Genomic DNA, 12,982 nt, shown 5'->3' with positions numbered 1-12,982 from the left:
TTTCCTGCGTTTCTACGTAAGTATATTATTAAGGTTTAGATATTTGGAATATTTTTCTATTAAGAATAGATAAGATGCACAAGACTTTTGTTGATAAAGCTGGAAATCAACTCGAATACGAGCTGTATGGTGATGGAAAAAAGATTCTCTTTTGCTTTCCAGGATTTGGAGAAAACTTAAAAACTTTCTCATTCTTAAAAGATGAACTGGTGAATTACCAACTAGTGTCTGTTAATCTATATTTTATTGCAAATAGCAAAAAGAAACATCCAAGAAAGGTTCTAAAACCTACAGAATGGAGTATTACTTTTAGTGAATTTTTGGAATACTTGAATGTACAACGATTTTCAGTGTTGGGTTTTAGTCTAGGAGGAAGGTTCGCTGCCGTAACCTTTAAGTACTTCAACAGTAAAATCGAAAGGCTAATAATGGTAGCTCCAGACGCAATAAGAATAAGATCAACCTATCAAATTGCCACGTTCCCTATTGGACCTAAGCAATTATTTTGGATATTAATGAAATACCCTAAACCATTAATATCCATTGCCAAGGGCTTTTCTTTATTAAATGTCTTGAATCCATTCACCATTAAATTCGCTCTAAAACACCTGAAAAATCAAGAAATTAGAAATCTACTCTATAAATCATGGAATATTTTCAAACCTGTTAGAGTCAAGCAAAAAGAACTGATCAACCTTTTAAACAATTCTGACTGTAAGTCACTTTTTATTTTTGGTGAAAAGGATACTATAATTGATTTTAAAAGACACTCGAAATTTTGCAGCCAACTTACAAAAAGTAAAATTTTAATTTTACCGTATGGCCACAATAAACTTGTAAATAATTCAATAGTTCATTTAAAAAAGAACTTAATCTCTAATCAATAACCTTCACAATAAAATCGGTCATCTAAATTCTTAAAATAAATAATTTAGAACACATAAAAAACACTTTCAACTGATGACTAAAACCTTATAATCATTAAACTTTATTCTTTGATCTGACTAACCTATTTTTGCGGCTCATTTATAGTCCTTCCATTCATGGTATCGATATTTAAGAAAAACAACACCACCTATTATCTTGTTGGATCATCTACTACTTTAATCAAAGGCGATATTTCTAAATTGATTTGGTTATTTGGTGACGCAGAATTCCTAAACGAATCTTCAATTTCTGGAGAATTCATTGGACCACGAAGAGAAATGATCACTCCATGGAGTACCAATGCAGTGGAAATAACTCAAAACATGGGGATTGAGGGCATAGAAAGAATTGAAGAATTCACTACAGAAGGGAATTTTGACCCTATGCTTAATGAAAAGTATTTATCTCTAGATGAATCTGTTTTTGTAATTGAAAAAGAACCAGATCCTATTGTAGAGATTAAAGATATTGCGGCTTATAATGAGCAAGAAGGGTTGGCTTTAAGCCAAGAAGAGATAGACTATCTGGATTCAGTAGCAAAAGACCTAAATAGACCTTTAACAGACAGTGAAGTATTTGGATTCTCTCAAGTTAACTCTGAGCATTGTCGCCACAAGATATTCAATGGAACTTTCATTATTGATGGAGAAGAAAAAGAAACCTCACTCTTTAAACTAATAAAGAAAACTTCTCAAGAGAATCCAGGGCAAATAGTATCTGCCTACAAGGACAATGTTGCCTTCGTAAACGGACCCAAAGTCCAACAGTGGGCTCCAAAAACACAAAACAAACCCGATTGGTTTGAACCAAAAGTAATTGAATCTGTAATATCTCTTAAAGCTGAGACTCATAACTTTCCTACAACTGTAGAACCATTCAATGGAGCAGCTACTGGTTCAGGAGGAGAGATTCGAGATCGTATGGCTGGTGGACAAGGAAGTATCCCCCTAGCAGGAACGGCTGTATATATGACTTCATACCCAAGACTCAATGCAAATAAGCCTTGGGAAAATAATATCAAAGAAAGAGATTGGCTTTACCAAACGCCACTTGAGATTCTGATCAAGGCTTCTAACGGAGCAAGTGACTTTGGAAACAAATTTGGTCAGCCAATGATCTGTGGCAGTGTATTAACATTCGAGCACGAAGAGAATGGAGAAACTATGGGCTTTGATAAAGTCATCATGCAAGCTGGTGGTATAGGAACTGGTAAAAAACAAGATGCACTTAAAAAGCCTGTTGAAACTGGAGACAAAATTGTCATCATGGGAGGTGACAACTATCGTATCGGTATGGGAGGAAGTGCTGTATCGTCAGTAAGTACTGGAGAATATGCAAACTCTATTGAATTAAATGCGATTCAACGTTCAAACCCTGAGATGCAAAAAAGAGTGGCAAATGCTCTACGAGCAATGACAGAAGGGGACGAAAATCCGATTCACTCTGTTCACGACCATGGAGCTGGTGGACACTTAAACTGTCTATCAGAACTGGTTGAAGACACAGGAGGAGATATCAATATTGACTCTTTACCTGTAGGAGACCCTACTTTGTCAGACAAAGAAATAATCGGCAACGAGTCTCAGGAAAGAATGGGAATAGCTTTACCTGAGTCAGCGATTGAAAACTTAAAAGAAATAGCCGCCAGAGAAAGAGCTCCTCTTTTTGTAGTAGGACAAGCTACTGGCGAAATGAATTTCAAGCTTTCAAAAAGTACATCTGACAGACCAGCGGTTGACTGGAAGCTTTCACACATGTTTGGATCTTCTCCGAAAACTATTTTAGAAGACAAAACAATAAGTAAAGAGTTTGCTCCAGTACAAGCAACAGATTCAACCTTTATAAAGGACCTCGTAAGTCTTTTACAACTTGAAGCTGTGGCCTGTAAAGACTGGCTTACCAATAAAGTTGATAGATGTGTTACTGGACGTGTAGCTAAACAACAGACATGTGGAGAGCTTCAGTTACCACTTAATAATGTTGCCGTAATGGCACTTGACTTTAGCAGCAATAAAGGCATTGCTACGTCATTAGGACATGCCCCTATTGCTACTATAGCAGACCCAATAAAAGGACCTCAGCTTGCCATTACTAAAGCTTTGACAAATTTGATTTGGGCTCCCTTAACACATGGACTAAAAGGCGTATCTTTAAGTGCCAACTGGATGTGGCCAACTAAAACAGAAGGAGAAAAAGCTCGATTATATAGCGCTGTTCAATCAATCAGCGAATATGCTATTGCACTTGGAATCAACGTACCAACTGGTAAAGATTCACTTTCCATGACTCAGAAATACCCTGATGGTTTGTCTGTAGACTCTCCTGGAACAGTTATCATTTCTTCTGTTGGCGAATGCTCTGATGTCTTTAAGACTGTTTCTCCAGATACGGAAGCAATAGCTGGCAGCAAACTGGTTTATATACCTTTGTCTGATGGCGATTTTTCTCTAGACGGAACGAGTTACGGACAAACAAAAAATGCTTTAGGAAACAACCCCGCTTCTGCTCCAGAAACTGAATACTTCAAAAAAGTATTTGCTACAGTTCAAAAACTAATAACTGAAGATAAAGTTTTAGCAGGTCATGATGTATCAGCAGGAGGTTTAATAACCACGCTACTCGAAATGCACTTCCCTACTACTAATACAGGTGCGTATATTGACCTCAGTGAATTAAGTGATTCGATTGCTAAAATTGCATTTAGTGAAAGTCCAGCATTGGTATTACAAATAGAAAGCGAAGAGGATCTTAAAAACATTGAGGTAGAACATTTCATCATTGGCGAAGTGAATACAGAGAGATCTTTTACGCTCAACGACATCAGTCTAGATATAGATCAATTGAGAGATAAATGGATGACTACTTCTCATCTTTTGGATCTCAATCAAACTAAAGAAGAAGAATCAAAGTCAAGATTTAGAAACTATAAAAATCAACCATTAAAATTCAAATTCCCTGAAACATGGAAAGGAAGTTTGAAAGACAATGATATAGATTTAAATAGAACTGCTAAATCAGGAATAAAAGCTGCTATCATAAGAGAAAAAGGAATCAATAGTGATCGTGAAATGGCTTACTGTCTATATATGGCTGGTTTTGATGTGAAAGATGTGCACATGACCGACCTTATTTCAGGCCGAGAAGATTTGTCAGAGATACAAATGATTGTGTTTGTAGGAGGTTTTTCTAACTCTGATGTCCTTGGATCTGCAAAGGGATGGGCTGGAGCGTTCAAATACAACGAAAAAGCAAAGGCTGCATTGGACAACTTTTATGCTCGTCCTGACACTTTAAGTTTTGGAGTCTGTAATGGCTGTCAGTTAATGATGGAACTGGATCTTATCTGGCCTAATAAAGACAACCACCCTAAGATGGAGCATAATAGCTCTGGCAAATTTGAATCTGGATTTATTAATGTTGACATCCCGAAAAATGACTCAATTATGCTGAGCAATTTAGAAGGTAGTCGACTAGGATGTTGGATAGCACATGGAGAGGGTAAATTTGTTCTCCCTGAAAGTGAATCATCATATGAAGTTGGAATAAAATATAGCCATAAAGAATACCCTGGCAATCCAAACGGGTCCGATTTTGGTGTAGCTGGAGTTTACTCTAAGGATGGTCGTCACTTAGCAATGATGCCTCATCCAGAACGTTCAATGTTCCCATGGAACTGGGGATACTATCCTAATCAAGAAGATGAAGTATCACCGTGGATTATTGCTTTCCAAAATGCAAAGAACTGGGTAGCAGAGAATTCGAAAAAAAGTTAATATTTTCTTACCCTAAAGTTTGAATTAGAGAAACAAAATTCTACTTTTGTACTCCCAAATTCAAGGGATCAGAAAATTGTCCGATGGTGTAACTGGCAACACGTCTGGTTTTGGTCCAGAAGAGTCTAGGTTCGAGCCCTAGTCGGACAACAAAATCCCGCTCTCTAAAGCTGAGGGCGGGATTATTTATTTAAATGCGCGCCATGTCTAATGTTAAACTTTTCGCTGGATCAGGCTCTCCTGAGTTAGCAACCAAGATTGCCGAGGCTTATGGACAGCCTCTAGGAAAATCAACTTGCAAGAAATTCAGTGATGGAGAAATCACTTACAGCTACGATGAAACTATCCGTGGCTGTCATGTATTCCTTATACAGTCTACAAAAGGATCCGATAGCATCGTAGAGTTGATGATCATGATTGACGCTGCAAAAAGAGCTAGTGCTGAAAGTGTCACTGTAGTAACACCTTATTTTGGATATGCTAGACAGGACAGAAAAGACAAACCAAGAGTATCCATTGCGGCAAAACTAATGGCTAACATGCTGCAAGCCGCTGGCGCAAGCCGAGTAGTAACATGTGATCTTCATGCTGATCAAATTCAAGGGTTTTTCGACATTCCTGTAGATCACCTAGTAGGTGCATCAATATTTGTCCCTTACATTAAGAGCTTAGACATTGATCAACCTCTCTTTGCAGCACCTGATGTAGGATCAACGAAGAGAGTAAGAGAGTTTGCTAAACTTTTTGCTGCAGATATGGTAATCTGTGATAAACATAGAAAACGAGCCAACGAAGTAGCATCCATGCAAATAATAGGTAATGTAGAAGGGCGAGATGTTATACTTATTGATGACATGATCGACACAGGAGGCACACTTTCTAAGGCTGCAAATCTTATTATGGAAAAAGGCGCAAAGTCGGTAAGAGCACTATGTACCCATCCTATTCTTTCCGGCAATGCTTATGACAACATTGAAAATTCCGCTTTGACTGAATTAATAGTAACAGACAGTTTGAAATTAGAGAAAGAATCATCTAAGATCAAAGCAATGTCTCTTGCAGACTTATTCGCTAAAGCGATAAAAAATATTGACGAGAACGGTTCAATCAGTTCTTTATTTGTAAACTAAAATTTAAAAATTATGAAAACTCTAGAGATTATAGGGTATAAAAGAGCAAATCTCGGAAAAGCTGACTCTAAGGCGTTGAGAAATGAAGGTATGGTACCATGTGTTGTATATGGACAAGGCAAACAAATACACTTCTACTCTCCAGCTATTCTTTTCAGAGACTTAGTTTATACTAAAGCTGCACACTTCGTAAAGCTTAACATAGAAGGTGAAGAAGTTGACGCTATCATGCAAGACATTCAATTTCACCCAGTAAGTGAAAATATCCTTCACATTGACTTCTTTGAGTTTGTTAATGACAAACCAATCAAAATGGATATTCCGATCGAATTATCAGGAACTTCTCCTGCTATAGTAGCTGGAGGTAACTTAATCATGAAGAAGAAAAAGCTTAGTATCAAAGCTCTATCAAAAGACATGCCTGAAGAAATCAATGTTGATATCACTTCATTAAACTTTGGGAAACCTATCAAAGTAGCTGACTTAACACCAGAAAATTACGAGATTCTGGATGCACCTCAGTCTTCTATTGCTGTAGCTGAAGTACCTAGAGCACTTAGAGGTAAAACTGATATGGCTGCAGAAGCTGCAGAAGGTTAATCACTTAAAACATCGCTTAAAAATCCTATCTCTTACGAGATGGGATTTTTTTTTGATGAAAGATTAGATCATTTCATATTTGACTCATGAAGTACTTGATAGTAGGATTAGGAAATATTGGCCCAGAATACGAATTAACTCGACACAACATTGGGTTTCTCGCTCTCGACAAACTTGCTGACGACAAAGGAGTTGTTTTTGAACACTCGAAACTCGCTAACAAAACTGAATTCAAACATAAAGGAAGAACTATTCACCTAATAAAGCCTACCACCTACATGAACAAAAGTGGCAAGGCAGTAAATTATTGGATGAAAGAACTAAAAATTCCAATTGAAAACATCCTAATAATACTTGATGATATCGCACTTCCTCATGGTAAACTAAGAATGAGAGCAAAAGGAAGTGATGCTGGTCACAATGGGCTAAAAGATATTAATCAATCATTAGGAGGTAACAACTACGCAAGATTAAAATTCGGAATCGGAAACAACTACCATAAAGGGCAGCAAGCTGATTATGTATTGAGCAATTTTTCTAAAGATCAATTAAACGACATCCCTGAGAGATTAGACAAAGTTGCAGATATGATCCTGTCATTTTGCAGTATTGGCACTCAAAACACCATGAATAAGTACAATGAATAGATAAATAACCGTTTGTTATCGACGAAAACTTGGCAATTAAATTTATTCCTCATAATTTCATCGCACTAACTAATTATTTTACTAAATCTTGAAATCATGAGAAAAGTCTATTTGACACTTTCAGTGATCGCGACTATGTTCGTTGTATCTTGTTCATCATCTACTAAGAAAGCTGAAACAGCTTCTGAAGAGACTACTACTGAAGAAGTAGTTGCAGAAGCTGAAGAGGCAGAAGAAGTAGTTACTACTGAAGTAGAAGCAGTAGTAGATAGTGCTGCTGCTGTAGTTGACTCTGTAGCTACTGAAGCAGAAGCTGTAGTTGAAGAAGTAACTGAAGAAGTTGCTCAATAATTAAGCATTCAAGAGAATTTGAATAAAAAGGGTGTCAATGACACCCTTTTTTTGTTCTAAACAAAAAATAAACTTCTCAAAATCAACAATTAACCGACTCATCGCTTAATTTTGCCGTCTTATTTTTAGAACGTAGGAAAAGAATATACTTTCAAAATTGCAATACTTACTTACAGATTGGGTTCACGCAGGCTTTTCCTATGCCAATATTCAACAATATAGTTTTAGCGAATGAAGTTATCTAAATTCAAGTTTGACCTCCCTCCAGGGCTGTTAGCCATGTACCCTACTGAAAACAGAGACGAGTCTCGTCTGATGGTAGTACACAAGGATACAGGTGAAATTGAACATAAAATATTCAAGGATATTATTGAGTATTTTGGCGAAGGTGATCAAGTCATCGTCAATGACACAAAAGTATTCCCTGCAAGACTGTACGGCAACAAAGAAAAAACTGGTGCTAAGATCGAAGTATTCTTACTTAGGGAATTAAATAAAGATCTTAACTTATGGGATGTACTTGTAGATCCTGCAAGAAAAATCAGAGTAGGTAATAAGCTATACTTTGGTGAAGGGGAACTAGTAGCCGAAGTAATCGACAATACAACTTCAAGAGGTAGAACCATTAGATTTTTGTTCGATGGAACTAATGAAGAGTTTTATAAGGCTATAGATGAACTAGGAGAAACTCCTCTTCCAAAAGAAATAGCTAGAAAGGCTGAAGAAGAAGACAGAGAAAGATTCCAAACTATTTATGCTGACAAAGTAGGAGCTGTAGCAGCACCTACAGCTGGTATTCACTTTACCAAGCAAGTATTAAAAAGAATGGAATTACACGGTATCGACGTCCACCCTATTACGCTTCACTTGGGCTTGGGTACATTTAGACCAGTAGATGTAGAGGATTTGACGAAGCACAAGATGGATTCCGAAAATTATGTAGTCCCTGTAGACACAGCTGAAGCTGTTAATAAAGCTTTAGATGAGAAGAAGAAGGTTTGTGCTATTGGGACAACTGTTCTTAGAACACTGGAATCGTCAGTTTCGGCGATGGATAGGTTAAAAGGAAATGAAGGGTGGACTGACAAATTTATTTTCCCTCCTTTCGAGCCTAAAATAGCTAATGCACTAGTTACTAATTTCCATTTACCTGAATCTACACTGTTAATGAATGCTAGTGCTTTTGGCGGATATGATTTGATTATGGACGCATATCAAGTAGCTATAAAAGAAAAATATAGATTTTTCAGCTATGGTGATGCTATGCTAATCATCTAAGAGATATTTAATAGAAAAAAAATAAAAACTCCAGAGATAGCTTTGGAGTTTTTTTTATTTTAAATAAATCTTGAATTACATACATTATGAAAAAAAGTGCAGTAATCGTAGCTGGTGGTAAGGGAAGCAGAATGAATTCAGAAATACCTAAGCAATTTCTATTAATCTCAGGACGCCCAATACTCATGCACACCATTGAGGCTTTTTATATGTATGATAGTGCAATCCAAATCACAGTGGTACTCCCAAAAGACCAATTTGAATTTTGGAATGATCAAATTCAAGAATATGATTTCGAGATCAAACATCTTATGGTTGAAGGAGGTGACTCTCGATACGAATCTGTTAAAAACGGCCTAAATACAGTTAATGAAGGAATTGTAGCAATACACGATGGCGCTAGACCATTAGTTTCTCAAAAAATCATTTCAGAAGCTTTTATCATCGCTAATCAAAAAGGAAATGCAATTACATCCTTAGACATGAAAGATTCTATTCGTAAAATGGATGAAAATAGTAGCAAAAGTGTAGATCGATCTAAATACAAAATCATTCAAACTCCACAAACTTTCAAGGTTGAACTAATAAAGACGGCTTTTGAGCAGACTCAAAACTCTTCTCTTTTTACGGATGATGCCAGCGTTCTAGAGTATGTAGGACACTCAATAAACCTATCGGAAGGAAGCTATGAAAATATAAAAATCACTTCACCTGAGGATTTATTAATAGCTGAAGCTATTTTAAATTCAAGGCAATAAAAATCCCTGACCTCGTAAATACGACATCAGGGTTCTCATTTTTTCTAACAAGTTAAGTTAGTATTCATCTTCGTTAAAGAAGAAGTCTTCCTTAGTAGGATAATCTGGCCAAATCTCCTCAATGTTTTCGAACGGATTTCCGTCGTCCTCCAACTCCTGTAGGTTTTCTACAACTTCTAATGGCGCACCAGATCGAATAGAATAATCAATCAACTCATCCTTTGAAGCAGGCCAGGGTGCATCCTCCAAATATGATGCTAATTCCAATGTCCAATACATATCAAATCCCCGTTTTAGTGGTTTAAAATTTATGCGTGCAAATATATTTTTTTTGCACACATATCAAACTCAATTATCAAACTATAAAAACTAGTTTTACAGTCTTTTCTCTCTGAATATACAATCTAGGAACAAAAGACACAAGTATTTTGTTCATTCGTCGCTTTACTTATTGATCTTAGACTTATACTCTTTCAGTAGCTCCCTCTTCAGAGCCACCTTTTCTTTTAACCCTTCCAACTTACCTTCCAACATATCTACAAAAGATCCTTTATTAATAGTCATTTTATCCATATTGTCGGTAAATGAGGCTAATTCATCTTCATCTCTACGAAGAACATTTCTAATAGTTTTTGTCAATAAACCAATCTTATCCTCCTCTTTCAGAGACTCAAATCCTTTATTCTTTCTTTGTGTCAAATTCAGAATAAATTGTTTCTCTTGAATCGTTTTGAGAGTCTTATAATAATTATCCTGTAATTCCTTATAAGCTCCTTTAGACATGTGTCCGGCTTTTTTCCACTGAACTGCTATCTCATCTAGTTCCTTTTTCACATTGACTAATGAACTTTTATCTAGTAATTCCTCCAGTGTTGAAATAATATCCTTTCTACCTTCTATTGACTGTTTCTCTGACTTTACTCTACTCTTCTTTTCTTCAGACCTAAATTGTTTTACTTTTTCGAAATACTCTTTAGTCACACTCCAATAAGTATCATTGAGCTTTTTGAATTGTTCCTCAGGTATTCGACCTGCTTCTTTCCACTTCTTTTGTAACTCCTTGACTTGTTGTTGAGTTTTTCCAAAAGATTTCTGGTCAATAAATTCTTGAATCTTATCTATTATACTTTGATAATCTTCTTCTCTTGCAGTATTAAGCATTTGCTTTGCTTCCATAAAAGACTTTCTCTTATCGAAAAAAGCATCCATCTTAGTCTTATATTTCAACTCTAGCTCTTCTGCTAGAGTCAAAACTGGACTTCCTGTTTTGACCCACCTTTGTTTCAAATCCTTAATTTGATCAAAAGCTTCCTGAATGTCGTTATTCTTCAAAACTTCATCCATTTCTAATAAAAGAGCCTGCTTTATATCCGTATTCTTCTCTCTATTTTTCTGAATAAAATCTGTTAGCATGGACTCGTACTGCCCTATTTTATCCAACATAGTTTGATAGTCACCGATACCTTTGTGACTCCGAATAGAATCTTTAATATTCATCAACGATGAATAAAAAGACCCTTTATTGTTACTAGAGTTAATTTTATTAATCACATCCTCTAGCTTATCACTAAGCTTTTTAAAATTAGCCTCAAAATGAGCTACATGCTTTCCTACCTCATCTTCGGCCACTTCCATGAGTTTCAGCGCCTCTATATCACCAAATGCTGCTCTGTATAGCACTTTATCCTCAATATATCCGTATGGAATCCCCACCTCTTTATTGTTTTAAATTCTTGTATATGAGATTTTTCGCAAAAATATAAATTCAAACCTAAGACAGAATTTTTTCAGCATATTTGTCAAAAAATCTAGTAAAGAATGAGCGACGAAAAAATCATATTTTCGATGGCAGGTGTAAGTAAAATATACCCTCCTCAAAAACAAGTACTTAAAAATATTTACCTCTCGTTTTTCTACGGTGCTAAAATCGGTGTCTTAGGCCTCAATGGTTCTGGTAAGTCATCTCTACTTAGAATTATAGCTGGAGTAGATAAAGAATATCAAGGAGAAGTCGTTTTTTCTGATGGTTATTCCATCGGACTTCTAGAACAAGAACCTAAACTGGACCCAAACAAGACAGTAAAAGAGATAGTCGAAGAAGGTGTACAAGAAATAGTAGATGCACTTAATCAATTCGAAGAAATCAACGCAAAATTTGCTAATCCTGAAGTTCTAGAAGATCCTGACAAGATGAATAAACTGATCGAAGAGCAGGCTGTTGTTCAAGAAAAACTAGACGCCAACAATGCTTGGGAACTGGATAGCAGACTCGAGAGAGCTATGGATGCTCTTAGAACTCCTCCAGGAGATTCTAAAATTGAAAATCTTTCAGGTGGTGAAAAAAGACGAGTAGCTCTTTGCCGACTTTTACTTCAAGAACCTGATGTTTTATTATTAGACGAACCTACGAACCACTTAGATGCAGAATCTGTACATTGGCTGGAACAACATCTAAACCAATACAAAGGAACTGTAATTGCAGTAACTCACGATAGATACTTCCTAGATAACGTGGCTGGATGGATACTTGAACTAGATCGAGGTGAAGGCATTCCTTGGAAAGGAAATTATTCTTCTTGGTTAGATCAAAAGCAAAAACGTCTTGAACAAGAAGAAAAAACGGAATCTAAGAGACAAAAAACACTTCAAAGAGAACTTGAATGGGTTCGTATGTCTCCAAAAGGAAGACATGCTAAATCAAAAGCACGTTTGAGTGCATATGACAAACTAGCTGGACAAGATGCACTTGAAAGAGAACAACAACTTGAACTATATATTCCTGCAGGAGAAAGACTTGGAAACAAAGTAATTGATGCTGAAGGAGTTTCTAAAGCATTTGGAGACAAGCTTTTGTATGAAAACCTAAGTTTCAGTCTTCCACAAGGAGGGATAGTCGGTATTGTCGGTCCTAATGGAGCTGGTAAAACAACTTTATTTAACCTTATTACTGGAAGAGAAGAACCTGACACTGGTACTTTTGAAGTCGGTTCAACAGTTGATATCGCTTACGTAGATCAAGAACACGATAACTTAGACCCTGAGAAAACTGTTTGGGAAACTATCACCGGTGGTAATGAACTAATAGAGCTTGGAGGCAAGCAAATGAATTCTAGAGCATATGTAAGTAAATTTAATTTCGGAGGCTCTGATCAAAACAAGAAAATCAAAGAACTATCTGGAGGTATGAGAAATAGAGTTCATTTAGCAATGACTCTTAAGCAAGGTGCCAATCTACTTTTATTAGATGAGCCTACAAATGACCTGGATGTCAATACACTTAGAGCTTTGGAAGAAGGATTAGAAAATTTTGCTGGTTGTGCTGTGATTATATCTCACGATCGATGGTTTTTAGACAGAATTTGCACCCATACTCTGGCTTTTGAAGGAGATAGTCAGGTCCATTTCTTTGAAGGAAACTTTTCAGAATATGAAGAAGCAAAATTGAAACGTCTTGGCAATTTAGAACCAAAAAGAATTAAATATAAAAAGCTTCAATAAGCTTGTTAGTCACACCCGAA

11 protein-coding genes and 1 tRNA gene are annotated in these 12,982 nt (G+C 36.4%); 10 read left to right on the top strand and 2 right to left on the bottom strand.

The genetic code is table 11. From position 1 onward, the window contains the following. Window positions 1-74 precede the first annotated feature (74 nt). From DKG80_RS00270 to DKG80_RS00230, 9 genes are all read left to right on the top strand, one after another. Window positions 75-887: an alpha/beta hydrolase gene (locus tag DKG80_RS00270; RefSeq protein WP_109829282.1), complete on the top strand. Its 813-nt coding sequence runs from the start codon at window positions 75-77 to the stop codon at window positions 885-887. A gap of 156 nt (window positions 888-1,043) precedes the next feature. Beyond that, entirely contained in the window at window positions 1,044-4,700 is a 3,657-nt protein-coding gene (gene purL / locus DKG80_RS00265; protein WP_109829281.1) for a phosphoribosylformylglycinamidine synthase, read from the top strand. 77 nt (window positions 4,701-4,777) lie between these two features. Next, a tRNA-Gln gene (locus DKG80_RS00260) sits at window positions 4,778-4,850 on the top strand. A gap of 53 nt (window positions 4,851-4,903) precedes the next feature. Continuing rightward, a complete protein-coding gene (locus DKG80_RS00255) occupies window positions 4,904-5,830 on the top strand; it encodes a ribose-phosphate diphosphokinase (protein ID WP_109829280.1) in 927 nt (308 codons plus the stop codon). Window positions 5,831-5,842: 12 nt separating this feature from the next. Continuing rightward, window positions 5,843-6,430 carry a 50S ribosomal protein L25/general stress protein Ctc gene (locus DKG80_RS00250; RefSeq protein ID WP_109829279.1) on the top strand — a complete coding sequence of 196 codons (588 nt, stop codon included), beginning with the start codon at window positions 5,843-5,845 and terminating at the stop codon, window positions 6,428-6,430. An 86-nt stretch (window positions 6,431-6,516) separates the two neighbouring features. Next, window positions 6,517-7,077 carry an aminoacyl-tRNA hydrolase gene (gene pth / locus DKG80_RS00245; RefSeq protein ID WP_109829278.1) on the top strand — a complete coding sequence of 187 codons (561 nt, stop codon included), beginning with the start codon at window positions 6,517-6,519 and terminating at the stop codon, window positions 7,075-7,077. A 96-nt stretch (window positions 7,078-7,173) separates the two neighbouring features. Next, window positions 7,174-7,428: a hypothetical protein gene (locus DKG80_RS00240; RefSeq protein ID WP_109829277.1), complete on the top strand. Its 255-nt coding sequence runs from the start codon at window positions 7,174-7,176 to the stop codon at window positions 7,426-7,428. A gap of 231 nt (window positions 7,429-7,659) precedes the next feature. Continuing rightward, the gene (gene queA / locus DKG80_RS00235; protein WP_109829276.1) at window positions 7,660-8,706 is read left to right on the top strand and encodes a tRNA preQ1(34) S-adenosylmethionine ribosyltransferase-isomerase QueA; all 1,047 of its coding nucleotides are present in this window, start codon (window positions 7,660-7,662) and stop codon (window positions 8,704-8,706) included. Between the two features lie 86 nt (window positions 8,707-8,792). Further along, the gene (locus DKG80_RS00230) at window positions 8,793-9,464 is read left to right on the top strand and encodes a 2-C-methyl-D-erythritol 4-phosphate cytidylyltransferase (protein ID WP_109829275.1); all 672 of its coding nucleotides are present in this window, start codon (window positions 8,793-8,795) and stop codon (window positions 9,462-9,464) included. 57 nt (window positions 9,465-9,521) lie between these two features. Here DKG80_RS00230 and DKG80_RS00225 read toward each other — a convergent pair whose 3' ends face one another. Together DKG80_RS00225 and DKG80_RS00220 are read right to left on the bottom strand one after the other, a co-directional pair. Beyond that, the gene (locus DKG80_RS00225) at window positions 9,522-9,743 is read right to left on the bottom strand and encodes a DUF2795 domain-containing protein (protein WP_109829274.1); all 222 of its coding nucleotides are present in this window, start codon (window positions 9,741-9,743) and stop codon (window positions 9,522-9,524) included. A 165-nt stretch (window positions 9,744-9,908) separates the two neighbouring features. Next, a complete protein-coding gene (locus DKG80_RS00220) occupies window positions 9,909-11,177 on the bottom strand; it encodes a DUF349 domain-containing protein (RefSeq protein ID WP_109829273.1) in 1,269 nt (422 codons plus the stop codon). Between the two features lie 105 nt (window positions 11,178-11,282). On the opposite strand from DKG80_RS00220, the gene ettA reads away from it, so the two are divergent. Continuing rightward, a complete protein-coding gene (gene ettA, locus DKG80_RS00215) occupies window positions 11,283-12,962 on the top strand; it encodes an energy-dependent translational throttle protein EttA (protein ID WP_109829272.1) in 1,680 nt (559 codons plus the stop codon). Window positions 12,963-12,982: the final 20 nt, after the last annotated feature.

The sequence above is a fragment of the Reichenbachiella versicolor genome (genome assembly GCF_003171675.1).
In the GTDB taxonomy this organism is placed as follows: domain Bacteria; phylum Bacteroidota; class Bacteroidia; order Cytophagales; family Cyclobacteriaceae; genus Reichenbachiella; species Reichenbachiella versicolor.
The sequence above is the reverse complement of the archived record's forward strand: the minus strand, read 5'-3'. Positions and strand labels throughout refer to the sequence as shown.